Source organism: Curtobacterium sp. 18060 (genome assembly GCF_902706105.1).
Lineage (GTDB): Bacteria > Actinomycetota > Actinomycetes > Actinomycetales > Microbacteriaceae > Curtobacterium.
This window is the reverse complement of record NZ_CACSJV010000006.1, coordinates 108,849-133,496: the sequence shown is the minus strand read 5'-3', so window position 1 is coordinate 133,496 and position 24,648 is coordinate 108,849. Positions and strand designations below refer to the sequence as shown.

The 24,648-nt window shown below is 71.2% G+C and carries 24 protein-coding genes; 16 read left to right on the top strand and 8 right to left on the bottom strand.

Annotated features, from left to right (window positions below; all coding sequences use genetic code 11):
• The first annotated feature begins 46 nt into the window (after window positions 1-46).
• Window positions 47-277: a hypothetical protein gene (locus tag GVL05_RS05400; RefSeq protein ID WP_159571935.1), complete on the top strand. Its 231-nt coding sequence runs from the start codon at window positions 47-49 to the stop codon at window positions 275-277.
• On the opposite strand, the gene GVL05_RS05395 is transcribed toward GVL05_RS05400, so the two are convergent.
• Window positions 256-1,494 carry an NAD(P)/FAD-dependent oxidoreductase gene (locus GVL05_RS05395; protein WP_159571932.1) on the bottom strand — a complete coding sequence of 413 codons (1,239 nt, stop codon included), beginning with the start codon at window positions 1,492-1,494 and terminating at the stop codon, window positions 256-258. The two genes, GVL05_RS05400 and GVL05_RS05395, sit on opposite strands and share 22 nt — an antisense overlap.
• A gap of 93 nt (window positions 1,495-1,587) precedes the next feature.
• Here GVL05_RS05395 and GVL05_RS05390 point away from each other — a divergent pair, with 93 nt between their 5' ends.
• From GVL05_RS05390 to GVL05_RS05365, 6 genes are all read left to right on the top strand, one after another.
• On the top strand, window positions 1,588-2,190 hold the full coding sequence (locus GVL05_RS05390) for a TetR/AcrR family transcriptional regulator (protein ID WP_123937026.1): 603 nt from the start codon (window positions 1,588-1,590) through the stop codon (window positions 2,188-2,190).
• A gap of 32 nt (window positions 2,191-2,222) precedes the next feature.
• Window positions 2,223-3,044 (top strand): phosphatase PAP2 family protein, encoded by an 822-nt coding sequence (locus GVL05_RS05385; protein WP_123937025.1) that lies wholly within the window; start codon window positions 2,223-2,225, stop codon window positions 3,042-3,044.
• An 85-nt stretch (window positions 3,045-3,129) separates the two neighbouring features.
• Window positions 3,130-4,326, top strand: coding sequence for a Fic family protein (locus GVL05_RS05380; RefSeq protein ID WP_123937024.1), 1,197 nt, complete (start codon window positions 3,130-3,132; stop codon window positions 4,324-4,326).
• A gap of 107 nt (window positions 4,327-4,433) precedes the next feature.
• On the top strand, window positions 4,434-6,038 hold the full coding sequence (locus tag GVL05_RS05375; protein WP_159571929.1) for a serine/threonine-protein kinase: 1,605 nt from the start codon (window positions 4,434-4,436) through the stop codon (window positions 6,036-6,038).
• Between the two features lie 47 nt (window positions 6,039-6,085).
• The gene (locus GVL05_RS05370) at window positions 6,086-9,253 is read left to right on the top strand and encodes a GH92 family glycosyl hydrolase (protein ID WP_235035859.1); all 3,168 of its coding nucleotides are present in this window, start codon (window positions 6,086-6,088) and stop codon (window positions 9,251-9,253) included.
• 60 nt (window positions 9,254-9,313) lie between these two features.
• Window positions 9,314-9,532 (top strand): hypothetical protein, encoded by a 219-nt coding sequence (locus GVL05_RS05365; protein WP_131920958.1) that lies wholly within the window; start codon window positions 9,314-9,316, stop codon window positions 9,530-9,532.
• A gap of 118 nt (window positions 9,533-9,650) precedes the next feature.
• Here GVL05_RS05365 and GVL05_RS20125 read toward each other — a convergent pair whose 3' ends face one another.
• From GVL05_RS20125 to GVL05_RS05340, 5 genes are all read right to left on the bottom strand, one after another.
• Complete coding sequence (locus GVL05_RS20125) at window positions 9,651-10,130, bottom strand: hypothetical protein (protein WP_235035858.1); 480 nt, start codon at window positions 10,128-10,130, stop codon at window positions 9,651-9,653.
• 162 nt (window positions 10,131-10,292) lie between these two features.
• Complete coding sequence (locus tag GVL05_RS05355; protein WP_159571920.1) at window positions 10,293-10,829, bottom strand: GNAT family N-acetyltransferase; 537 nt, start codon at window positions 10,827-10,829, stop codon at window positions 10,293-10,295.
• A 22-nt stretch (window positions 10,830-10,851) separates the two neighbouring features.
• Window positions 10,852-11,790, bottom strand: coding sequence for an aldo/keto reductase family oxidoreductase (locus GVL05_RS05350; protein ID WP_159571917.1), 939 nt, complete (start codon window positions 11,788-11,790; stop codon window positions 10,852-10,854).
• Between the two features lie 51 nt (window positions 11,791-11,841).
• Window positions 11,842-12,462, bottom strand: coding sequence for a hypothetical protein (locus GVL05_RS05345; protein WP_159571914.1), 621 nt, complete (start codon window positions 12,460-12,462; stop codon window positions 11,842-11,844).
• A gap of 49 nt (window positions 12,463-12,511) precedes the next feature.
• On the bottom strand, window positions 12,512-13,267 hold the full coding sequence (locus GVL05_RS05340) for an SDR family NAD(P)-dependent oxidoreductase (RefSeq protein ID WP_159571911.1): 756 nt from the start codon (window positions 13,265-13,267) through the stop codon (window positions 12,512-12,514).
• A 35-nt stretch (window positions 13,268-13,302) separates the two neighbouring features.
• On the opposite strand from GVL05_RS05340, the gene GVL05_RS05335 reads away from it, so the two are divergent.
• Window positions 13,303-14,151: a putative RNA methyltransferase gene (locus GVL05_RS05335; protein ID WP_159571908.1), complete on the top strand. Its 849-nt coding sequence runs from the start codon at window positions 13,303-13,305 to the stop codon at window positions 14,149-14,151.
• Window positions 14,152-14,173: 22 nt separating this feature from the next.
• Here the strand turns inward: GVL05_RS05335 and GVL05_RS05330 are convergent, their stop codons facing one another.
• Window positions 14,174-14,593, bottom strand: coding sequence for a VOC family protein (locus GVL05_RS05330; protein ID WP_159571905.1), 420 nt, complete (start codon window positions 14,591-14,593; stop codon window positions 14,174-14,176).
• A gap of 62 nt (window positions 14,594-14,655) precedes the next feature.
• Between GVL05_RS05330 and GVL05_RS05325 the strand changes: the two genes are divergently transcribed.
• From GVL05_RS05325 to GVL05_RS05290, 8 genes are all read left to right on the top strand, one after another.
• Window positions 14,656-15,603 carry a YafY family protein gene (locus GVL05_RS05325; protein ID WP_159571902.1) on the top strand — a complete coding sequence of 316 codons (948 nt, stop codon included), beginning with the start codon at window positions 14,656-14,658 and terminating at the stop codon, window positions 15,601-15,603.
• Window positions 15,604-15,697: 94 nt separating this feature from the next.
• Window positions 15,698-15,835, top strand: coding sequence for a hypothetical protein (locus tag GVL05_RS05320; RefSeq protein WP_155896901.1), 138 nt, complete (start codon window positions 15,698-15,700; stop codon window positions 15,833-15,835).
• Window positions 15,832-15,921 carry a potassium-transporting ATPase subunit F gene (locus GVL05_RS05315; RefSeq protein WP_017887940.1) on the top strand — a complete coding sequence of 30 codons (90 nt, stop codon included), beginning with the start codon at window positions 15,832-15,834 and terminating at the stop codon, window positions 15,919-15,921. The genes GVL05_RS05320 and GVL05_RS05315 overlap by 4 nt, the downstream gene beginning before the upstream one ends.
• 8 nt (window positions 15,922-15,929) lie before the next feature.
• Window positions 15,930-17,621 carry a potassium-transporting ATPase subunit KdpA gene (gene kdpA / locus GVL05_RS05310; protein ID WP_159571899.1) on the top strand — a complete coding sequence of 564 codons (1,692 nt, stop codon included), beginning with the start codon at window positions 15,930-15,932 and terminating at the stop codon, window positions 17,619-17,621.
• On the top strand, window positions 17,618-19,711 hold the full coding sequence (gene kdpB / locus GVL05_RS05305; protein ID WP_133937405.1) for a potassium-transporting ATPase subunit KdpB: 2,094 nt from the start codon (window positions 17,618-17,620) through the stop codon (window positions 19,709-19,711). Before kdpA ends, kdpB begins: the two co-directional genes overlap by 4 nt.
• Window positions 19,712-19,713: 2 nt before the next feature.
• Window positions 19,714-20,316 (top strand): potassium-transporting ATPase subunit KdpC, encoded by a 603-nt coding sequence (kdpC, locus tag GVL05_RS05300; RefSeq protein WP_159571896.1) that lies wholly within the window; start codon window positions 19,714-19,716, stop codon window positions 20,314-20,316.
• A 265-nt stretch (window positions 20,317-20,581) separates the two neighbouring features.
• Entirely contained in the window at window positions 20,582-23,074 is a 2,493-nt protein-coding gene (locus GVL05_RS05295) for an ATP-binding protein (protein WP_123937010.1), read from the top strand.
• Window positions 23,071-23,772: a response regulator gene (locus tag GVL05_RS05290; RefSeq protein WP_123937009.1), complete on the top strand. Its 702-nt coding sequence runs from the start codon at window positions 23,071-23,073 to the stop codon at window positions 23,770-23,772. The genes GVL05_RS05295 and GVL05_RS05290 overlap by 4 nt, the downstream gene beginning before the upstream one ends.
• Here GVL05_RS05290 and GVL05_RS05285 read toward each other — a convergent pair.
• Window positions 23,756-24,601: a LuxR C-terminal-related transcriptional regulator gene (locus tag GVL05_RS05285; RefSeq protein WP_111083538.1), complete on the bottom strand. Its 846-nt coding sequence runs from the start codon at window positions 24,599-24,601 to the stop codon at window positions 23,756-23,758. The two genes, GVL05_RS05290 and GVL05_RS05285, sit on opposite strands and share 17 nt — an antisense overlap.
• Window positions 24,602-24,648 lie beyond the last annotated feature (47 nt).

The window sequence follows — 24,648 nt, the reverse complement described above, 5'->3', positions numbered from 1 at the left end:
GACTCCGTACCGAAGGTCAGACCACCGGGGTGCCGCCGTACTGCTCATGGTGCTGGTGGTGGTCTCCTGGGTGGCCACGATCGCGTTGCCGATCGTCGCCCTGTCGTTGATGCTCCACGTCGAGGCGCCGGCGGAGCGGGCCGTCCCGATCGTCATCGCGTGGTTCATGACCCCCTTCATGACCGCAGTCGGTGTGACCGTGGGGCTGGTCATCCTCCAGCGGTCTCGCTGGAGTGCCGAGCGGGAGCGCCGCGATCAGCGCCGGGCGGCGCGGTAGGCGACGGCGTCGTCCCGCCAGCGGACGGCCTCGGCGTCGAAGTCCGGGATGCTGTCGAGGTCCGGGCCGCCGACGGCGTAGTGCTCGACGATCGCGTCGTTCGCCGCGCGACCGATCGTGGCGCCACGCTCGACCATCCGCTCCTCGTACGCGCGCACGGCGTCGTCCAGGGACGTGCCGTCGCCGGCCGATGTCAGGACGGCGCGAGCGAGTTCGGCTCCGTCGAGGAGCGCGAGGTTGACGCCGTTGCCGCCGAAGGGCGACATCACGTGCGCAGCGTCACCGAGCAGTGTGATCCCGACACGGTGCTCCCACCTGGTCGGCGTCGGCAGGGCGAAGATCGGCCGGTTCGGCAACGACCCCTCGCTGTCGTCGATGACGCGGAGGAGTTCCGGCGCGAACTCGGCGAACCGTTCACGGAGCGCCGTCCGGACGCGCTCGGTGTCGGTCGTCTGCGTTCCGTTCGCGTCCAGGACGCGGCCTCGACCGTCGGCGGTGCCGAGCCCGGCGTGGGCGAGCCAGTCGAGCTCCGCGCGCATCGAGACGTAGCCGCGGACGACGTCGCCGCTGTTTCGCTGGAGCACGATTGTCCGTCCGTCGCCGTTGGCCCACATGTGACCGTCGCCGACGAGCTCGGCGATCTCGGGGTGCTGTTCGGTGACGCGGGTGAACAGCGCCTCGACGAAGGTGACCCCGGTGTACGACGGCACCGCATCGGTGAGCGCTGCACGCACCCTCGACCACGCACCGTCCGCGCCGACGACGAGGTCGGCCGACGACGTGGAGCCGTCCGTGAACGTGATGACGCCGTCGCTGACCGCGGCGACCCGGTGCCCCCACCGGATCGTGTCCGGCGCGAGTGACTCGACGAGCATCCGGCGGAGCTGTGCACGGTCGATCTCGGGCGCGGCTGCTTCGCCGTCGGCGGGGGCCTGGTCGACCAGGACCGTTCCCGACGGGTCCAGGAGCCGGTGCGCCTGCCCCTCGGGGCGGGCGAGCGCGGTGAACTCGCGCGAGAGTTGGGCGTCCTCGATCGCGATCTGGCCGCTATCGGCATGGAGGTCGAGCGTTCCTCCCTGGTCACGCGCCGCGAGCGACTCGTCGGCGTCGTACACGGTGACGTGGAGTCCACCGAGCTGCAGGATCCGTGCGGTGAGCAGGCCGCCGGGGCCCGCCCCCACGACGGCGATGGTGGGGGCAGTGGTGGTGTTGGTCATGGCGTGCTCCGATCGGTCGGACTGACCGAACGATCGTTCGGCTGGAGGCGACACTACTTACCGAACGATCGTTCGGCAAGTAGGATGCACGTCATGGATGCGATCACGACCCGACGACCTGGCAGCGAGACGAGGGCGCAGATCCTCCGGGTCGCCCTCGAGCAGTTCACCGAGCGTGGGTACGAGGGGACGTCCATCCGGGACATCGCCGAGGCCCTCGACATCACGAAGTCGTCGTTGTACTACCACTTCACGAACAAGGAGGCGATCGTCCGGGCGCTCCTCGACGGGCGGCGCAACGAGATCGACGAGTTGATCGCCTGGGTCGAGTCGCAGCAGGCCGGGCCCGACCTCCTGCGGCGGGCTGCGGTGCGGTGGGTCGAGTCCACCGGTCGCGACCGCGTGCAGGGCATGCGGTTCGCGCACGCCAACCGCCCGATCATGCAGAAGCTGGCCGCCGAGGGAACCGATCGCCGGTCCTGGTTCGACGCCGTCGTCGACCGGGTGCTCCCCGAGGCCGCGCCGAGGGCTGATCGACTCCGGGCGCAGATGGCGTTCGATACCGTGAGCGCCGCATTGTTCGCCGCGCAGGGGTCCGACGCCTCGGACGACGAGGTGCTCGAGGCCGCACGCACAGCCACGATCATGTTGACGGAGACCGGCGGCGACGAGCGACTCGTGGGCGGAACTTCGTGACGGGCTCCGCCGCACCTGGGCAGGGTGGACGGATGGACACCGAACGCGGGGACGCCGCCGACCGCACCGTCGGCGAGGTCGACCTCACCCGCTGGCGCACCCGCGCGGGCCGGGCGACCGCGCAGGGGTGGACCACGCTCGGTCACCGGTACGGCGCGATGCCGCTCCTGCTGCTCACGCTGGCCGTCGGGATCGGCATCGCCGTCGTCGCGACCTGGCTCGCCTCCGAGGTCTACGACGCCGTCCGCGAAGCCGACGACGTCGCCGTGCTCGACCGTCCGGTGCTCGACTGGGCACTCACCCTCCGGTCGCCCGTGGGGGATCGCCTGGTCACGTGGTGGACCGACATCGCGGGCACGATCGGCATGCCCATCGTCGCCCTCGGGTTCCTGGTCGGGTTCACCATCCAGCGTCGGGCGTGGACCCCGTTGGTGCTGCTCGTCGCGGCGAGTGGCGGCTCGCTGCTCATGACGATCGCGGGCAAGGACCTCATCGGTCGAGCGCGTCCGCCGCTCTCCGACGCGGTACCGCCCTACGAGCACTCGCCGTCGTTCCCGTCCGGCCACACCCTCAACGCGACGGTGATCGTGGGGACGATCGTGTACCTGTTGCTCCTGCGACAGTCGCGGGTCGTCACGCGGGTGTGGACGATCGTCGTCGGGACCCTGTTCGTGCTGTCGGTCGGGGCCTCGCGGGTGTTCCTCGGGCACCACTGGCTGACCGACGTACTGGCGGCGTGGGCGCTGGGTCTCGCCTGGCTCGCCCTCGTGATCACGGCGCACCGGCTGTACCTGACGGCGCTCCGCCACGGTGCCGAGCCCACTCCAGACGCAGACATCGTCAAGAAGACTTGAATTGCGATCGATCCTGTTCCAGAAACATCTTCGGAACTTGAACAATCCCTCTTCGAGTTCAAGTTTTGATCCGTAAAGTGGAACGATGGACCTCACGCGCTTCCGGAGCAGCCCCGTCGGTCAACTCGTTCCGGTTCGTGGAGTCGACGGTCGGACCGGCCGCTCGTACGACCACTTCGGTTTCGTACCGGACCCGCTCGGTGAAGTCCCGACATTGTCCGGAGTGACGTGGACCAAGGTCGCCCGCGCGAACCGGGCGCTCGGGGCGCTTCGGCAAGGATCATCTCTGATCCCGAACCCCGGCATCTTGCGCGCTCCGACTCTCCGGCGAGAGGCGCAGAGCACCTCCGCGCTCGAGGGCACCTTTGCGCCGCTGGACGACGTCCTCGCCGCGGAAGCGGTCGGGAAGGCTGACCGGTCCGCGGCTCTGTCCGAGGTACTGAACTACGTGGATACCGCCGAGCTCGGGTTCACCTGGGTGCAGGAGCGCCGCGTCACGACCGGTCTCCTCGAGGAACTGCAGTCGGTACTGGTCCGTGGCACTGCCGCAGATACACCGCAAGCTGGACACATCCGGACGGTTCCAGTGGCGATCGGAACGCGCGGAGGTGGCATCGAGGATGCCCGATTCGTCCCGATGCCACCGGGGACGCCGCTGCGAAGTGCGTTGGGTGACCTCCTCGAATGGGTGGACACGGCGCCTCTGTGCGACATCGACCCAGTGGTCGCGGCAGCGCTCACGCACTACCAGTTCGAGACGCTGCACCCGTTCATCGACGGCAACGGGCGTCTCGGTCGCTTGCTCATCGTCCTGCAGTTCATGCGATCTGACGTCCTCACGGAGCCGTTGCTGAGCGTCTCGCCGTGGTTCGAGGCCCGGCGAGAGGAGTACCAGGATGCGCTGGCCGCGGTCAGTGCAGAGGGGGCCTGGGACGAGTGGGTCGCGCTCTTCGCCGACGGGATCCACAGCTCCGCGACGGACACAGGAGCCCGGATGTCGGATCTTCTGGCGGTGCAAGCGGAGTACCGCGATCGCATCCGAGCAAGCGGAGCGCGGGGAATGGTCCTCGACGTGGCTGACTACCTCATCGGGGCGCCGTTCGTCACGGTTCCGATGTTGGCCAATGCTCTGGGAAAGACCTACCAGGCCGCCAGCAACGCCGTCGCTCGGCTCGTCGATCTCGACATCTTGTCCGAGGTCGAGCGGCAGGGAATCCGTGTCTTCCGGGCCTCGAACGTCGTCCAGGTCACGATGCGGTCGGGGAGCGGAACCCCTCAGTGAGCAGAAGACGTCGAGTCAGTCGAATGGACTCGACACCTTCTGCTCACCAAGCGCCGGGACTCGACGGATGAGCGGGCCCGTCAGCCGCTACCGGTAGGTTGCCCGTCATGGAAGAACGGGTCTTCGGCGGCAGGTACCGCGTCACGGGCACGCTCGGACACGGTGGCATGGCGTCCGTGTACCGGGCGGTCGACGAGCAACTCGGCCGCGAGGTCGCCGTCAAGGTGTTCCGCATCGGACCGGTCGACCACGGTGAACGCGCCCGAGCCGAGTCGGAGATCCAGACCCTCGCGACACTGCGCAGCCCGACCCTCGTCACCCTGTACGACGCCGCCCTCGACGACGAGGACGGGGACTCGTACCTCGTCATGGAGCTCGTCCCCGGCAGCGACCTCGCCACCCGACTGCGCGAGGGACCGCTCGACCCCACGACCGCGGCCCGTGTCGGCTCGCAGGTGGCCGACGGGCTGAGCGCCGTGCACGCGCAGGGCATCGTCCACCGCGACGTGAAGCCCGCCAACGTGCTGCTCGAACGCGACGGCACCCACGTCAAACTCGCCGACTTCGGCATCGCCCTGCTCCGTGACGCCTCGCGCGTGACCGGCACCGGCACCGTGATGGGGACGGCTGCGTACCTGGCGCCGGAGCAGGTCCTCGCGCAGGAGATCACCGGCAAGGCCGACGTCTACGCGCTCGGGCTGGTGCTGCTCGAGTGCATGACCGGCAAGACGCCGTTCCCGGGCAGTGCGATCGAGTCCGCGACCGCGCGGCTGACCCGCAGCCCGGAGATCGACCAGCACCTGCCGACGGCCTGGCGCACGCTGCTGCACGTGATGACCGCGCAGGACCCGTCCGAGCGCCCGAGCGCGGCCGAGGCAGCCGAACGACTGCGCGCCCTGGGCCGCGACGAGCCCTCGACCGCCACGCAGCTCCTGCCCGGCGGGCCCGGAACACTCACGGCGGCCGCAGGCGGTGCGGCGGCCGGTGCTGCCGCGGCCGGTGCCGCCGCCGCAGCCACGGCTCCGATGGCCGCGCACGCGGACGACGCGACCCGCGTGATGCCGGCGAGTGGCGCCTCCCGTCCGGGTGGACAGTCGGGTGCGGACGACGCGACCCGCGTGATGGACGCCCAGCAGCCGAACGTCGCGGACGACGTGTCGACCACTGTCCTCGGTGCCCAGCGCGGCGCCGACGGCCCGACCGGCGCAGCCGGAGGAGTGCCACCCGCGGCCCCGCCCGTCCGCCCGGGCGCCGGTGACGACCCGGCGCAGCGCGAGAAGCGGCGCAAGGGACCGATCATCACGGCGATCGTCGTGGTGATCCTGGTGCTCGTCGGCATCGGTGTCGCGGTCTTCGCCCTGAACGGGGACGGCGACAGCACGCCCGCACCGACGGACTCGACCTCGACCGCACCGCCCGAGCAGGAGCCGAGCGAGGACCAACAGCCGAGCGACGAGCAGCAGCAGCCGAGCGAACCGGCCGAGCAGCAGCCCTCCGAACCGGCCGAGCAACCGTCCGAGCCTGCTGAGCAGCCGAGCGAGGAACCGAGCGAACCGGCACAACCGACGCAGGACCCGCCGGTCGGTCCCGAGCCGAGCAGCCCGGCGTCCAACCCGGTGCAGCAACCCCAGGACGGCACCGGCGCGGCGGACACCGCGGTCGACTCCGGCCCCGGCAAGTCCGAGAACGCCCCCGGGCAGAACAAGGGCTGACACGCCGAGCGTTTTCGTCCAGACGCTGGACCAAATACGCTGGACCCGTGCGAGAACTGCAACGGAGCGGTGGGCCGACGACGGCCGTCGCGGCGCGGAACGGTGTCGGCTTCGGATCGTCGGAGGGGTGGCTGGTCGAACGACCAGCGGGGGACGGCGCCGTCGTGGCGCTCGTCCCCGGCTCCGGTGGCCGAGTGGTCGCACCCGGCGACGAACTGTCGTGGGTCTGGTTCCCCGAACGCACGCTGCCGCAGGGCGCCACCGAGCCCACCGAGGCGGACCTGCCGCACTTCTGGGATGCCACGGCCTTCGCCGTCGACGTGGTCTTCACCGATGGCACGCGACTGAGCGAGCACGCGGCCGCGCACGGCGGACACGCCTGCGACCAGTACGGCGACGCGCTCACGCCCGAGGCGCAGGACGCGGCCCGCAAGCAGTGGGTCGACCAGTGGAACCGTCGCGCGGTGGACCTCACGCCGTTCGCGGGGCTGGCCGTCGACCGACTGGAGGTCCGGCTCGGCTCCGACACGCAGCCGTCGGACGCCGACGGGGAGCGTCCAGCCCTGCGCGGCTGGCTCGACGACGTCCGGATCGCCCCGGCACGGCCGGCACCGGTCACGCCGCTCGACCACGTCCGCACGACCCGCGGCACGCAGGCTTCGTCACGGTTCTCCCGCGGCAACAACGCGCCGCTCGTCGGCATCCCGCACGGCGGGGTCTTCGGCCTGCCGATGACCGACGCGTCGAGCAACCGCTGGCCCTACGCGTACCAGGAGCACTCGCGCACCGACGCCGACGGGCGGGTCCGACCGGCGATCCAGGCGTTCGCGACGAGCCACATCCCGTCGCCGTGGATGGGGGACCGCGGCGTGTTCCAGGTCATGCCGTCGCCGCTCGACACCCCCGACGTCGACCGAGCCGCCCGCGCGCTCGGCTTCGACCACGACGACGAACTCGACGGTCCGCACCGGTACCGGGTCGCCCTCGACCAGGGTGTGACGGCCGAGATGACCGCGGGGGAGTTCGCCCTCGGCTTCCGGTTCACCGGTACCCGCAGCATCGTGCTCGACCACCACGGGTGGGTCTCCGACGTCTCCGTGACCGTGACCGACGGCACCGCCGTGGTCGAGGCCCTGCTCGACGACCGCCCCGGCACCCCGCCGCACCACGTGCACGTCCGGATCCCGCACGTGACCGCGGACCACACCAGCATCGGCGAGCACGAGCTGCGCGGCTGGCTGGCCGTGGACGGCACCGTTGTCGTCGACGTCCTGCTCGGCATCTCGACCGTCTCGATCGAGGACGCCCGCGCGAACCTCGACGCCGCCGGCTCCTTCGACGTCATGTGCACCCGCGCCGAGGCACTCTGGACCGAGAAGCTCGCGACCCTGTCGTTCGACGGAGCCACCCCGGACCAGCTGGTGAGCCTGTACTCCGGCCTCTACCGGCTGTTCCTCTACCCGAACCGTGCCGGCGAGACCGCCCTGACCGGATCGCCGCACCACCGCTCCCCGTACGGAGCCGTCCTCGCCGACCCGATCCGCGACGAGCCCGGGCCGGAGGTCGTCGAGGGGCCGTTCACCACCACGAACGGGTTCTGGGACACCTACCGCACCGCCTGGCCGCTCCTCGGACTCCTCACCCCGGAGACCTCCGGCGAGCTCGCGCAGGGCTTCGTCGAGCACCACCACGACGGCGGGTGGACCCCGCGCTGGAGCGCCCCCGGCGCCGAGGACTGCATGACGGGCACCACGAGCGACACCGTCTTCGCCGACCTCGCGGCGAAGGGCGTCACCGGGTTCGACCTCGCCGAGGCGTACCGGAGCGCAGTGCGGAACGCGACCGTCCCGCCGCGCGACGAGCGCGTCGGACGGAAGGGGAGCCTCCCGGGCGCCTTCCGCGGCCACGTCGACACCGCGACGTCCGAAGGGATGTCCTGGACCCTCGACGCCGCCATCAACGACTGGGGACTCGCGGTGATGGCGGGGCTGCTCGCGTCGCGGGCGGGCACGCCCGCCGACCTGTCCCGGTACGAGGCCGAGGCCGAGTGGTTCGCCCGGCGATCCCTGCAGTACCGGCACGTGTTCGACTCCGAGCGGGGCTTCTTCATCGGCCGCGAGCCCGACGGCTCGTGGCGGATCGGCACCGAGTTCGACCCGCGCGACTGGGGCGGCGACTACACCGAGACGAACGCCTGGGGGACGGCCTTCACCGCACCCCACGACGGTGCCGGCATCGTGGACCTGCACGGCGGCCCGGCGCAGTTCGACGCCGCCCTCGACGCGTTCTTCGCGACACCTGAGACCGGCGCGACCATCCGCTCCGGCGCGTACGGCTTCCCCATCCACGAGATGACCGAGGCCCGTGACGTCCGGATGGGCATGCTCGGCCTGTCCAATCAGCCGGCGCACCACATCCCGTTCTTCCCGATGTTCACCGGTCGGCACGACGACGCGCACCGCATCGTCCGGGAGTCGCTCGAGCGGCTGTTCGTCGGTTCCGACCTCGGCCAGGGCTACCCCGGCGACGAGGACAACGGCGAGATGAGTGCCTGGTACGTCTTCGCGACGATCGGCCTGTACCCGCTGGCGCCGTCAACGGGCACCTACGTGCTCGTGCCGCCGTCGGTCCGCAGGACGGTGCTGCAGCAGCCGGGAGGAACGCCCACCGTCATCGAGATCGCCGACGGTTCCGCAGGTGCCTACGTGGCGTCGGTGACGGTCGACGGCTCGCCCTGGACGTCCGTCAGCATCCCGCACCACGTGGTGGTGTCGGCGTCGCACATCGTCTTCACGCTGTCGTCCGAACCGCAGGGCTGGGCATCGGACACCCGGCCGGTGTCGGCCTCCGAGGTCCACGGTTACCGGGACGCCCCGGTCGACCTGCTGCCCGTCGGGATGTCGTCGGAGGGCTCGTCGGCACTGGTCGACGACACCGGGCGGACCGTCACGGCGCTCGCCGCGGGGGAGTCGGTGGCGTTCGACGTGGACTGCCCCGCCGCGTCGCTGTACACCGTGACGGTGGCGACCCCGGGTTCGTACTCGTGGCAGGTGTCCCTCGGCGAGACCGTCACGGCCGTCGACGGCGCCGAGTTCACCTGGCCCGGGCAGACCCGGGTGTTCCGGATCATCGGCGGCGGCTCGTCGTTCGTGTTCACGGCGGGTACCGACGTCGCTCTGACGCAGCTCGAGCTGATCGCGGCGGACGGTGCCTGATCTCGACCGCTGATCGGGTCTTCTGCGGCGGTTCAGAGGCGGCACTCAAGGTCGCCCGGCATGCTCGTCGGCATGTCGATCGCGAACTCGTGGGACCCGTCTGGTGGCCGTGCAATCCCGGAGGACCAGGTCCGCGAGGACGGGCTGGAGCTCGACGAGGACCCAGCGATGCTCGGGATCTCCTTCGACGTCGTGGGTGGTGCCTCCGCCGACCCCGCCGCGGTGTCCCCGGTCGACGTGCGCGTCCCGTCCTCGGGGGCCCCGGCCTCCGCCGACTGAAATCCTGGGGTATCGGCCGCCGGGCCGATCGTTGTACCATCGGAGGGCGCGTTGCAGTAGCGGCGCGAAGTGAGCTCGGCAGCCTTCCGGACGGTCGGTGAGCCGAGCTTTGCGCTTTCTACGGTCTGATTGCTGCAGACACGATCATGGGTTGGGCGCGCCGGCGCCAATCGCCACCCTTGGCCTGGCTCCAAGCGATCGCGTCGGCCGCCCACAGAAGCGGCTCGTGGTGCGCGGTCTCGTGCGCGTACGTGAGCGCATCCCGCACCCCGTGTGCATGAACGGCGTCGTAGAGGACCTTCTTGTCAGCGCGCTCGATCGACACGTCTCGCTCGAGTACGATCCGCTCGTGTCCGGCGCTCGCCGCGAGCGCAACGAGCTCACGCAGGCACGCTTCACGGTCGCTCGGCTCGTGCTTCAGGTCGGAACGGACGAGGTGTGCGCGCACTCCGATCTGGTCCAGGGTCGACAGGACGTGACGCCGTCGAGAATCGCTCTCGCTGGTGAAGTGGAGTCGTCGCTGACCGGGCAGTACGAGGGCTCGTATCTTGCGGCGGAGCGTCGTCTGCTCACCTGGGGCAACGACGACGGCGACCATGAGGTAGCCCTTCGTCTTCGATTCGTCGACGAAGAGCGACGTCATCGACTCGAGTCGGTGGACCGGCCACCGAGAGAACTGGCGGGCGCCGGCATGGGACGAGTCTGCCACTGATGTTTCAGTGGGTCGGGCCGCCTCGCCGCCGCTGGGGAGACGCGCGGTTCACGCTTGCCGGTCTGCGCCGACGCCAGGGACGCGGTACTTGAAGCCGACATGGGACGCGGTGAATCCGAGGCGCTCGTAGAACCGGTGCGCATCCGTCCGGGCGGCGTCCGAGGTGAGCTGCACGAGCGGGGTCCCGAGGTCCGGCGCTGCGACGTCGGTCACCCAGCGCATCAGCGCGCTGCCGATGCCGCCCGAGCGGAGCGCACTGCTCACGCGGACGGCCTCGACGAGCAGCCGCGTCGAACCCCGGCGAGCCATGCCCGGGATCCGGGTGAGCTGCAGCGTGCCGACGAGCCGACCGGACTCGTCCTCGGCGACCAGCAGCGCGTTCGCCGGGTCGTCGGTGATCGATCGAAGGGCCGCGGCGTACTGCGGGCGGTCCTCCGGGGCGGCGACATCGCCGCGGGCGGCACTGATCGGGTCGTCGGACAACAGCGCCATCAGGGCGTCGAGGTCGCCGTCGACCGCGTTCCGCACCACCACCGAACCGGCGCGGGCGGACAGGCGGACGGGCAGGGTGAGGTCGTGGAGCACGACTCCACCCTGCCCGATGGGCTCACGGAACGGTGTGCCCCGCGGCGGTGAAGATCCGGTACCACTCCTCGCGCGACAGCTCGACGTCCGAGCCGGCCGCCGAGTCGCGGACGCGCTGCGGGTTCGTCGTGCCGAGGACGACCTGGAAGTGCGCGGGGTGCCGGGTGATCCAGGCGACGGCGATGCCGGTCGGGGTGACCCCGTGCGCGGCGGCGATCTCCTCGAGGACGTCGTTGAGGTCGGCGTACTGCTCGCGGTCGCCGAGGAAGACGCCGTCGAAGAACCCCTTCTGGAACGGCGACCAGGCCTGCAGCGTGATGTCGTTGATCCGCGAGTAGTTGAGGATGTCGTTGTCGCGGGAGATCGACTGGTCGAGGCCACCCATGTTCGCCGTGAGGCCCTGCGAGATGACGTTGGCGTGCGTGATGCTCAGCTGCACCTGGTTGAAGGCGAGCGGCTGCTGGACGTGCTTCTTGAGCAGGTCGACCTGACCGGGGGTGTGGTTCGAGACCCCGAAGTGGTGCACCTTGCCGGCGGCGTGCAGCTCGTCGAAGGCCTTTGCGACTTCTTCCGGCTCCACCAAGGCGTCGGGGCGGTGCAGGAGCAGGATGTCGATGTACTCGGTCTGCAGCGCGGTGAGCGATTCCTCGACCGACTCGAGGATGTGCTCGTACGAGAAGTCGAAGTACGCGCCGTTCGGGGTCGGACGGATGCCGACCTTGGTCTGCAGCACGATCTCGGCACGCTCCGACGGTGACAGCGTCACGGCGGCACCGAACCGCTCCTCGCAACCGTGCCACTCGCCGTACACCGCGGCGTGGTCGAACAGGTTCACGCCCGCGTCACGCGAGGCGCTGTAGAGCGCGCGGATGTCCTCGTCGCTCATGTCGTTGATCCGCATCAAGCCGACGACGACGTCGGATGCGGTGAGGTCGGTCTGTGGCAACTCCAGTGTCTTCACGCCCCCGATCCTGCCAGCCGGTCCCCGGTGCAGGCAGGCCCTGCCAGTACCTCAGGCGCGTTCGGGCAGCAGGACGGCGAGCACTCCGGAGTCGTCCGTCCACGTACCGGTCAGCTTCTCGCCCTCGGGCAGGGCGGTGCCGACGACCCGAGCGATGACGATCGTGCCGTGGTCGGTCGCGATCGACGTCACCGCGCCCGTCGTGGTCGCGTGCACCGAGGTGACATCGGGGGAGTCGGGTTCGGAGCCGCTGCCGTGGGCCCAGGCGTCCTTCGGCCGCCGTCCGGCATCGTTCGCCAGTTCGAGCTCCGCTTCGTGCCCGCCGGTGACGATCGTCCGGCGCAGGACGTCGGCGTGGACCGGATCGCCCACGGCGTCGTACACCCAGCGTCGCCCGAGCACGGAGTGGTCCATCTCGGTGACCAGGAACGCGTCGGCGCCGGGCAGCGGTGCATCCCGGTAGGTCAGTGGCGCCTGCAGGACCCGGCCGTCCTCGGTGCGGGCGAGCAGCACTTCGACGCCGACCTCGCCGGCGGGGTCGTCGAACCGGAACTGCCCGACGACCTGCAGCGGCGCTCCCGCGACGACGCCGCTCCACGCCTGGTCGGGCAGCCAGGCGGCGAGCGCCTCGGCCTTGGAGGGGCGGAGCGTTGCCTGCTCGATGACTGCCATGTCCTGACCGTACTGCTGCGCAGCACCCTGTCGTCGGCGCACCTCGAGGTCAGTGGACGGAGAACCCGCCGTCGACCGCGATGGACTGCCCCGTGACGTACGCCGAACCGGGGCCGGCGAGGAACACGGCAGCGGCGGCGAAGTCCGAAGCGAGTCCGTTCCGGCCGACCAGCGTCCGCGCCGCGAGGGCTGACACCGCGGCCGGGTCGGAACCGAGCCGCTCGTTGAGCGGCGTCCGTACGAAACCGGGGATGAGGACGTTGGAGGTGACCCCCTGCGCGGACCAGGCCTCCGCTTGGGACCGGGCCAGTGCCTCCAGGCCTGCCTTGGAGACCCCGTACGCGCCACTCGAGGCGAACGGACGGTGCGCCTGCTGCGAGCTGATGCTGATGATCCGGCCGTGGCCGCGCGCGGCCATGCCGGGCGCGAGCCGCTGGCCGAGCACGAAGGGTGCGTCGAGGTTCACGGCCATCGTGGCGTCCCAGGTGTCCTCGTCGAGGTCGGCCATCGGCGGCCGGAGGTTGATCCCCGCGGAGTTCACGAGGACGTCGACGTCGCCCGCCGCATCGGCGAGTGCGTGTGCTCCGGCGCGCGAGGACAGGTCGGCGACGATGCCGTCGGCCGATCCTCCAGCGGCGCGGATGTCGTCGACCGTCGCGTCGATGGTTGACCGTGTCCGAGCAGCGACGAGCACGTGCGCACCCGCGTCGGCGAGTGCGGTGGCGATGGCGCGTCCGATGCCGGAACTGCCTCCCGTCACCAGGGCGGTGCGTCCGTCGAGGCCGAAGAGCTGCTGCAGCGACATCCGGCCAGGCTAGCGAGGCCCCGTACGCTGGGCCGGTGCGTGACGACCTGCTGCCGATGCTCGCCTGCCCCGTGTGCGCCGAGCCCCTCGGTCGGGTCGACGGCGGCCAGGTCGGCTGTGCGACCGGGCACCGGTTCGACGAGGCCAAGCAGGGCCACCTGACGCTCCTGCCGGCGAAGCGTCGGGCGCTCACCGCGGACACCCCGGAGATGGTCGACGCGCGGCTGCGGTTCCTGGGACGGGGCCACTACGCGCCTGTCGAGCGGGCGCTCGCCGACGCCGTTGCCGAGGCGACGGCCCCCGGCATCGTGCTCGACGTCGGGTCCGGTCCGGGAACGTACCTGGCGCATGCGCTGGACGCAGCGCAGGTTCCCGACGCAGCGCACGTCCCGGACGGTGCGGACGGGAGGCTCGGGGTCGCGTTGGATCTGTCGGCCATCGCGATCCGCCGCGCGGCCCGCGTCCACGAACGTGCCGGAGCCGTCGTCGGGGACGTGACCGAGCGCCTCCCGGTCGTCGACGACGCTGCCGCCGTCGTCCTCGACGTCTTCGCACCGCGCAACCAGACCGAGTACGCCCGTGTCCTGCACCCCGAGGGCGTGCTGGTCGTCGTGACCCCGCGCACCGGCCACCTGGCGGAGCTGGCCGAGGCGACGATCTCCGTCGACCCGGAGAAGGAGCGGCGGCTGCACGACTCGCTCACGCCGTCGTTCGTCCTGCGGTCCTCAGAGGACCTGACCTGGACGATGGACCTCTCCGCCGAGGACGTCCACGACGTGGTCCACATGGGGCCGAGCCACCACCACGTCGCACCGGACGCGGTGTTCGCCCCGGCGACGGTGACGGCCGCGGTCACCGTGTCGACGTGGACGCCGACGCGCTGACCGCGGCCACGGGGAACTACAGCTAGCGGTCGGCCGGGGCGACGTCGAGCTGCCAGACCACACCGAAGCGGTCGCGGAGCTGCCCGGCGAGTGGTGCCCAGGCCGAGGGGGCGAGGGGCTGCCGGATCTCGGCGCCGTCGGACAGCACGGCCCAGTACCGCTCGATCTCGGCGGAGTCGTCGCCGTGCACGAACACGTAGAACGCGTTCGATCCCTGGTCGTAGGGCTGCCCGGGCCAGACGTCGAAGGCCATGACCCGGAACCCGGCGTCGGTGGAGACCTGGCCGAAGACGATGCGGTCGGCCCAGGCCTGGTCGTCCAGGGCGCCCATCTGGCCGTAGGTGGCGGCGGTGACCTCGCCGCCGAAGACCGATGCGTAGAAGTCGAGGGCCTCGCGGGCGCTGCCGTCGAAGTTGAGGTGGGGTGTCGTTTCGATGCTCATGGAACGAGGATGACCGGCAATGCGGTCAGATCGTGTCCGCTTCTCCGACGAGAATGATCGACATGGCCGGACCCTCCTCGCGCATGCTCGCGCTGCTGTCGCTGTTGCAGGTGCACCGCGACTGGCCAGGCGACGAGCTCGCCGGACGCCTCGAGGTCAGCCCCCGCACGGTCCGCCGCGACGTCGACCGGCTCCGCGAGCTCGGGTACCGGGTGGAGGCGCTCCGCGGGCCGGCCGGGGGCTACCGGCTCGCAGCGGGCTCGGACCTTCCGCCGCTGCTGTTCGACGACGACCAGGCCGTGGCGATCGCGCTCGCCCTGACCGTCGCCCCCGCCTCGGGCGCGGACATCGCCGAGCCGGCCGCCCGAGCGCTCGCGACGGTCCGGCAGGTCATGCCCGCGCGGCTCCGGTCGCGCATCGACGCGGTGCAGGCCGTGACCGCGACGAGCCGCACCACGACCGACCCGGACGTGCTGGTGGCGGTGAGCGAGGCCGTCCATCTGCGCGAGGTGTTCCGCTTCGGCTACGGCGAGGACGAGACCCCGCACCGGGTGGAAGCGCACGCCGTGATCGCGCGGAACGGCCGCTGGTACCTGCTCGACTGGGACCTCGACCGCGACGACTGGCGCACCCATCGCATCGACCGGATCACCCCGCGGATGCGCACACGGGTGCCGTTCACCCCACGGCCCGTACCCGGTGGCGACCCCGTGGCCTTCGTGTCGGCGCGCTTCAAGGGATCGGCGCAGGCCGACGTGTGGCCGTGCGTCGGCTCGGTCACCGTGACGGCCGCCGACGCACGGACGATCACGCCCTACCTGCCCGAGGATGCCGTCGTCGAACCCCTGTCCGACGAGCGGATTCGCGTCACGCTCGGTTCGTGGTCCTGGCCGGGGCTCGCCGGAGCGTTCGCGGGGTTCGCGGTCGACTTCGTCGTCGAGGGTCCCGAGGACCTCCGCGACGCCGTCGGTGCGCTGGCCACGCGGCTCCGGGCGGCGAGCGCGCGTTAGCGGGGCGCATGCGTCCGCCAGGGCGGCGTGAGGAAACCGTTAGGAGCGCCCAGGAGGCCCGGCGCAGGACCCAGCATCGGTCTCGGCACCACACGTGGTGCCGTCCGCGTCGCCCGGCGCGGACACCGCAGACCTTCTGGAGTCCCTCGTGTTCGACGTGTTCGTCGTCGCCGGTGTCCTCGCCGTGTTCGGCGTGGTGGCACTGATCGCCAAGGGGGTGGAACGGCTGTGATCGGCATCACCATCGCGGCCGCCGTCCTCGGCATCGCCGCTGTCGTGTACCTCGTCTGGGCGCTCGTGCGTCCGGAGCGGTTCTAGTGGGCGCCGTGGGCGCGTCGGTCGCCGCGGACGTCTGGGCGGGGATCGTCCAGGTCGCCACGCTCGTCCTGCTGCTCGTCGTCGCCTACCGGCCGCTCGGCGACTGGATGGCCCGGGTCTTCACACCCGTCCGGCACAACCGGATCGAGCGCGGGGTCTACCGGCTGATCGGGGTCGACCCGGACGCCGAGCAGTCGTGGCCCGTGTACCTGCGCGGCGTGCTGCTCTTCAGCGTCGTCGGCCTCCTGCTCGTCTACCTGCTGCAGCGCATCCAGGTCGTGCTGCCCGGCGACCTCGGGCTGCCCGCCGTGGGCCCGTCGCTCGCGTTCAACACCGCGGCGTCGTTCGTCGCGAACACGAACTGGCAGTCCTACTCGCCCGAGGTCACCGTCGGGTACAGCGTGCAGATGGCCGGCCTCGCGGTGCAGAACTTCCTGTCCGCAGCCGTCGGGCTCGCCGTCGCCGTGGCGCTGGTCCGCGGGTTCGCCCGGCGCAAGTCCGGAACGCTCGGCAACGTGTGGGTCGACGTCGTCCGCGGCGTCGGTCGGCTGCTGCTGCCCGGGGCGTTCGTCTTCGCGATCGTGCTCGTCGCCGGCGGCGTCATCCAGTCGTGGGGGAGCGGCACCGACGTCACCACGCTGGTCGGTGGCACGCAGCACCTGCCGGACGGGTTCGTGGCGTCGCAGGAGGCGATCAAGGAACTCGGCACGAACGGCGGTGGCTACTTCAACGCCAACTCGGCGCACCCGTTCGAGAACCCGCAGGCGTGGACGAACCTGGTCGAGGTCTTCCTGATGCTCGTCATCCCGTTCTCGCTGCCGCGCACCTTCGGCCGGATGGTCGGCGACGACCGCCAGGGCTACGCGATCCTCGCCGTGATGGGCGCGATCTTCCTCGTGTCCCTGTCGGTGATGTCGATCGCCGAGCTCAGCGGTGGGGGGCTCGCCACACACGCAGCCGGTGCCGCGATGGAGGGCAAGGAGACCCGGTTCGGGATCCTCGGCACCACCCTGTTCGGCACGACGTCGACCGCGACCTCGACCGGTGCGGTGAACGGCATGTTCGACAGCTTCACGCCGATCGGCGGGATGATGGCGATGCTCAACATGATGCTCGGCGAGGTCACCCCCGGCGGTGTCGGTTCCGGCCTGTACGGCATGCTCGTGCTCGCCGTCATCACGGTGTTCATCGGCGGGCTGCTCGTCGGCCGGACGCCGGAGTACCTCGGCAAGAAGATCCGCGCCAAGGAGATGACCTTCGCGGCGCTGTACATCCTGGTGACGCCGACCCTCGTGCTCCTCGCGACCGGACTCTCGCTCGTGATCCCCGGTGTCCGGGAACAGGTGCTCGGCACGTCGATCTTCAACCCCGGCAACCACGGTCTGTCCGAGCTGCTCTACGCCTTCACCTCGGGCGCGAACAACAACGGCTCGGCCTTCGGCGGACTCACCGCGAACACCACGTGGATGAACTCCGCGCTCGGCGTCGTGATGCTGCTCGGCCGCTTCGTGCCGATGGTGTTCGTCCTGGCGCTCGCCGGGTCCCTCGCCGCCCAGGACCGGGTACCCGAGACCGCCGGCACGCTGCCCACCCACCGCCCGCTGTTCATCGGGCTGCTCGGCGGCGTCGCCGTCATCGTCACCGCACTCACCTACTTCCCGGTGCTCGCACTGGGCCCGCTCGCAGAAGGACTGTCATGACCGTGACCACCGAGCCGGAACCGCGCACCGCAGTGGAGCCGGCCACCCGCTCGTCCGCATTCGGACCCCGTCAACTGGTGGCGGGCCTCCCGGGAGCCCTGCGGAAACTCGATCCGCGACTGATGTGGCGGAACCCCGTCATGTTCATCGTCGAGGTCGGCGCAGCCCTGACGACGGCGGCCGCCGTCGTCGAGCCGTCCGCGTTCACCATCGCCATCGCGGTGTGGCTCTGGCTCACCGTCGTCTTCGCGAACCTGGCGGAGTCGGTCGCCGAGGGCCGTGGGAAAGCGCAGGCCGACACGCTGCGGAAGACCCGCTCGACCACGAGCGCCCGACGGGTGCTCGGCTACGACCCGGCCGACGCAGCGGCGATCGGCAACGAGACCGAGGAGGTCGCGTCGGTCGACCTGGCCAAGGGTGACGTGGTGGTCGTCGTCGCCGGCGAGGTGATCCCCGGTGACGGTGACGTCATCGACGGCATCGCGTCCGTCGACGAGTCGGCCGTCACGGGGGAGTCCGCACCGGTCATCCGCGAGTCCGGCGGCGACCGCAGTGCCGTCACCGGCGGCACCCGGGTGCTGTCCGACCGGATCATCGTGCGCATCACCTCGACCCCTGGTGAGACCTTCATCGACCGGATGATCCGCCTCGTCGAGGGTGCAGCCCGGCAGAAGACGCCCAACGAGATCGCGCTGAACATCCTGCTCGCCTCGCTGTCGATCGTCTTCGTGATCGTCTGCCTGACGATGCAGCCCATCGCGGGACTCGTCGGTGCCACGGTCAGCGTCCCCGTCCTGATCGCCCTGCTCGTCTGCCTCATCCCGACCACCATCGGCGCCCTGCTCTCCGCGATCGGCATCGCCGGCATGGACCGGCTCGTGCAGCACAACGTGCTCGCGATGTCGGGCCGCGCGGTCGAGGCCGCCGGCGACATCACCACCCTGCTGCTCGACAAGACCGGCACGATCACGTACGGCAACCGTCGGGCGTCCCGCGTGGTGCCGGTGCCGGGCGTGAGCGAGGCTTCGCTGATGGCGGCAGCAGCCCTGTCGAGCGCGGCAGACTCGACGCCCGAAGGCCGCTCGATCGTGTCGCTCGCTGCCGACGCCGGGGTGACGCCGGCACTGCCGGACGGTGCCGTCGAGGTGCCGTTCACGGCGCAGACGCGCATGTCCGGTCTGGACCTGCCGGACGGGTCGCAGATCCGAAAGGGTGCCGCTGCGGCCGTACTGGCCTGGGCAGACACCCCCGACGCCGGTTTGGTTGCCGCGATCGACTCCACCGTCGCGGAGATCTCCGACCAGGGCGGCACCCCACTGGTCGTCGGCCGCCGCTCCTCGGACGGCGCGGTCGCCCTGCTCGGCGTCGTGCACCTGAAGGACGTCGTCAAGGACGGCATGGCGTCACGGTTCGCCGAGCTCCGGTCGATGGGCATCCGCACGGTGATGATCACCGGTGACAACCCCCGAACCGCGGCCGCGATCGCGCACGAGGCCGGCGTCGACGACTTCCTGGCCGAGGCCACCCCGGAGGACAAGCTCGCGTACATCAAGCGCGAGCAGGAGGGCGGCAACCTCGTCGCGATGACCGGCGACGGCACCAACGACGCCCCGGCCCTGGCGCAGGCCGACGTCGGCGTCGCGATGAACACCGGCACGACGGCGGCGAAGGAGGCGGGCAACATGGTCGACCTCGACTCCGACCCGACCAAGCTCATCGACGTCGTCCGGATCGGCAAGCAGCTGCTCATCACCCGCGGGGCCCTCACCACCTTCTCCATCGCCAACGACGTCGCGAAGTACTTCGCGATCATCCCGGCGATGTTCCAGGCGGCGTTCCCCGGGCTCGCGGCGCTCAACATCATGGGCCTGCACAGCCCGTCGTCCGCGATCCTGTCCGCCGTCGTTTTCAACGCGCTCGTCATCGTGGCGCTCATCCCGCTGTCACTGCGCGGCGTCAAGTACCGCGCCGCCGCAGCGTCGTCGATCCTCGGCCGCAACCTGCTCGTCTACGGGCTCGGCGGCGTGATCGTCCCCTTCATCGGCATCAAACTGATCGACCTCGTGGTCGGTCTCATCCCGGGGTTCTAGTCATGGCATCTGCACGTTCCACCGTCCGTTCCGCTGGTGTGGCCATCCGCCTCACCCTGCTCGCCACCGTCGTGCTCGGCGTCGGCTACCCGCTCGCCGTCTGGGGCGTCGGCCAGGGGGTGTTCCACGAGCAGGCCAACGGCTCGGAGGTCACCGATTCGTCCGCCGCCGTCGTGGGGTCCTCCCTCATCGGGCAGTCGTTCTCCGGCAAGCAGGCGGATCGCTGGTTCCAGTCGCGGCCCTCCGCAGCTGGCGAGGACGGCTACGACGCCGGGGCCTCGTCCGGCTCGAACCTCGGACCGAACAACCCGGACCTGCTCAAGGCCGTCAAGGAGCGGCAGGGGGCACTGGCGAAGGCCGACGGGGTCTCGGAGGCGGACGTCCCCGCCGACGCGGTCACCGCCTCGGGTTCGGGCCTCGACCCGGACATCAGCCCCGCGTACGCGTCGCAGCAGGTCGTGCGGGTGGCGGCGGCGCGGGGCGTGTCCGAGGACACGGTGCGGCAGCTGGTCGCATCGCACACCGAGTCGCGTCAGCTCGGGTTCCTCGGCGAGCCCGTCGTGAACGTGCTGGCCCTGAACCTCGCGCTGGCGAAGCTGTCCTGACGTGCGGTCACCTCGCCGCCCAGCTCGGCCGTCCGCCGATGCCGTCGATCAGGTCGTCGTGCTCGTCGGGCAAGCCGGCAGCAACTACAGCGTGGGGAACGAACGTGAGCGGTGAAGAACTCCGTCCCGCGTCCGAGACGGACGCGGGACGGGACAGTCCCACCCGATTTGAGGAAGCCTGGGCTCGAGCCTTGGTGGGAACGGTTACAAGGAGTATATCAGTCGACCGGCAGCCCTGCAACAGCCGACGCGAGAGGATGAGCACGTGAAGCGCGGCAAGCTACGGGTCCTGCTCGGTGCCGCACCGGGCGTCGGCAAGACGTTCACCATGCTCGAGGAGGGCCGCCGGCTGCTCGACGAGGGCCGGGACGTCGTCGTCGCCGTGGTCGAGACGCACGAACGGGCCGCCACCGCTGCGCTCGTCGACGGCCTCGAGGTCGTGCCGCGCCGCACCGTGGACCACCGCGGTGTGGAGCTCGACGACCTGGACCTCGACGCGGTGCTCCGGCGAGCGCCCGAGGTCGCCCTCGTCGACGAACTCGCGCACACGAACGCTCCCGGCAGTCCGAACGAGAAGCGCTGGCAGGACGTCGAAGCGCTGCGGGCCGCCGGCATCGACGTCATCTCGACGGTCAACGTGCAGCACATGCAGTCCCTCGGTGACGTGGTCCGCGAGATCACGGGCACCGTGCAGCGCGAGACCGTCCCCGACGCCGTGGTGCGCGCGGCCGACCAGATCGAGGTCGTCGACCTGGCACCGGCCGCCTTGCGCGAGCGGCTCTCCGACGGGCTCGTGTACCCGGCTGCCCGGATCGATGCGGCCCTGTCGAACTACTTCCGGCTCGGGAACCTGACGGCGTTGCGCGAGATCGCGCTGCTCTGGCTGGCGGACGAGGTCGACGACGCGCTCAAGGCCTACCGCGCCGAGCACGGCATCGAGCACCGGTGGGAGACCCGGGAGCGCGTGCTGGTCGCCCTGACCGGCGGCCCCGAGGGCGAGACCCTCCTGCGCCGCGGTGCCCGCATCGCTGCCCGCAGTGCCGGGGGTGAACTCGCGGCCGTGCACGTGACGACGAACGACGGCCTGCGCGAGCGCCACCCGGGGGCGCTCGGTGCCCAACGCACCCTGCTCGAACAGCTCGGCGGGACGTACCACCAGGTGGTCGGCGACGACGTGCCGTCGACCCTCGTGCGGTTCGCGCGGTCGATCGACGCGACCCAGATCGTCATCGGCGTCAGCCGTCGCAGTCGGCTCGCCGCGGCCCTGACCGGCCCGGGCATCGGCAACACGGTGATCCGGGAGTCGGGCGACATCGACGTGCACGTCGTCACGCACGAGCGCGCCGGTGGTGGCTTCGCCCTGCCCAAGCTCGGCGGCAGTCTGTCCCGCGGACGGGTCCTCGCCGCGTTCGTGCTCTCGGTCCTGGTCGGGCCCCTGCTCACCTGGGTCCTGTCGATCGGCAGCGACCCCGACGCCATCACCGTGGACGTCCTGGCGTACCAGTTGCTGGTGCTCGTCGTGGCGCTCGTCGGCGGGATGTGGCCGGCGGTGTTCACGGCGGTGCTGTCCGGACTGAGCCTCGACTTCTTCTTCGTCCAACCCCTGCACATGGTCACGGTGCAGCAGCCGTGGCACCTCTTCGCCCTGGTCATGTACGTCATCAGTGCCGTACTCGTCAGCTTCGTGGTCGACCGGTCCGCCAGACGTTCGCGTGCTGCCCGTCGCGCCGCGGCGGAGTCGGGTCTGCTGATGGGGATCGCCGGCAGCGTCCTCCGCGGCGACGACGCCCTGCAGGCCCTGCTCGACCGCACCCGCGAGGCCTTCGGGTTCGCCGGTGTCCGGATCCGGCAGGGGAACGAGGAACCGGCCACGTCGGGGACGTTCGGCGAATCGCCGGACGCGTCCACGAGCCTCCCGTCCGGTGCCGTGCTCGAGTTCGCGGGCGCTCCGGACGACCCGACGCAGCGCCGGTTGCTGCGCGTCGTCGAGCAGCAGCTCGACGCCGCGGTCGAACACCGCTCGTTGACGCGCACCGCGCTGGACGCGGAGCGGATCGCGGCGGCTGACCGCGTCCGCAGCGCGATCCTCGCGGCCGTCGGCCACGACGTGCGTCGGCCGATCGCGGCCGCCTCGGCCGCCGTCCAGTCGTTGCGTGCGCTGGACGTCGACCTGTCCAGGGCCGACCGGGAGGCGCTGCTCGCGACCGCCGACGAGAGCCTCGGTCAGCTGGCGGTGCTGTTGGCAGACCTGTTGGACGTCAGTCGTGTGCAGGCGGGTGTGCTCGCGGTCGCGTCCGGGCCGCTGGCCCTCGACACGGTGGTCGCACCGGCGCTCGACGAGCTCGAGCTCGGGCCCGACGACGTCGACCTCGACCTGCCGGCGGACCTGCCGCCGGTCCTCGCCGACCCGGTCCTGCTGCAGCGGGTCGTCGTGAACCTGCTCGCGAACGCCGTCCGCTACGCACCCGACGGCACCCGCGTGCGCGTCGCGGCGAGCGCCTTCGGAGGCGGGGTCGAGCTCCGGATCGCCGACCACGGTCCGGGTATCCCGTCGGACCGGGTCGACGAGGTCTTCCAGCCGTTCCAACGGCTCGGCGACACCGACAACGAGACGGGCCTCGGACTCGGTCTCGCACTCGCGCGGGGCTTCACCGAGGGCATGGGCGGCACGATCGAGGTCGACGACACCCCGGGTGGTGGGCTCACCGTCGTGGTGCGGCTGCCGATCGCCGGGCACGTGGGAGTGGAGCTCCGGTGAAGGTCCTGATCGCGGACGACGACGCGCAACTCGTCCGAGCGCTCTCCGTCACGCTCGCCGCCCGCGGGTACGAGGTCGTGACGGCGAAGGACGGGCGCGCGGCGATCGACGCCGTCATCACCGAACGCCCCGACCTGGTGCTGCTCGACCTGGGCATGCCCCGGCTCGACGGCATCGGGGTGCTCGAGGGCATCCGGGGGTGGTCGCAGGTGCCGGTGCTCGTGCTGTCCGGACGGACCGACTCGTCCGACAAGGTCGACGCACTCGACGCCGGCGCGGACGACTACGTGACGAAGCCGTTCCAGATGGACGAGCTGCTGGCGCGGTTGCGGGCCCTCGGACGACGCCGTGCCCCGGCCGGCGTCGACAGCGCGCCGACGATCCGGATCGGCGACCTCGTCGTGGACCTCGTCGCGAAGCAGGTCACCCCGGCCAGCGGTCCCGCGATCCGACTGACCCCGACCGAGTGGCGCCTGCTCGAGGTGCTCGTCACGAACCCCGACCGGCTGATGACCCGCGAGATGCTCCTGACCGAGGTGTGGGGGCCCTCGCACGGCAACGACTCCGGGTACCTGCGGCTGTACATGGCGCAGCTGCGGCGGAAGCTCGAGCCCGACTCGGCGACCCCGCGGTACCTGGTCACCGAGTCCGGCATGGGCTACCGCTTCAGCCCCTCCGGGGTCACGCCCGGGAACTGAAGGCGGCGAGCTCGGCACGGGTGCGGGCGCCGTGCTTCCGGAGCAGGTTCGCCACGTGGTACTTCACGGTGTTGACGCTGATGCCCAGGCCCTCGGCGATCTCGCGGTTGCCGACACCCGTCGCGAGCAGCCGCAGCACGTCGCGCTCCCGCGGGGTGAGGTCGTCGTCCGCGACCGAGTCCACCTCGGTCGGCGACGGGTCGAGGGGCAGCGAGATGTCGAGGACCGAGCCCCAGTCCGGCGTGCTCGACACCTGGACGCGGCCGTCGAGGGTGACGACCCGTTCTGCGATCGGCCGCATGGCGTCGTCGTGCACGTCGAGGGTGCCGGACCCGTCGTCACGGAGCTGCATGAGCAGGTTCCGGCCGTCGCAGTCCCACTGGATGCGGACCCGCTTGGCCGCACCACCGTCGACCAGGGCGAGCACGGCGGTCCGGACGATGGCGCGGGCCGCGTGGGCGACGTCGCCCGGCAGTGCGCGGCCGGTGGTCGGCGGCTCGACGAACTGCACGTCGAGGTCGCCGAACCGGACGAGCGGGCGCAGGTCGGCTCGGAGGCGCGAGAACGCCCCGGTGACCGGCTCCAGCAGGGTGCTGCGCTGGTGGTCGGTCTCGGTGCGCAGGTCGACGAGTGCTGCCGACGCGATCTCGACGGCCTCGGCCCGCGCGGCGGCGTCCGACACCCGTGGTGACCGGAGCACGGCGAGCACGGACTCGAGGGTGAGCGCCTGACGGTCCGCCTGCTCGGCGACGGTCCGGGCGTGCTCCGAGGCGGCGAGCCGACTGGCGGGCTCGCCACGGGCCTCCCGGTCGGGTGCGATGGCGTCCATGGGAGCCGAACCTACCTGTCCCACCCGTGCGGACGGGGCCACCCGAT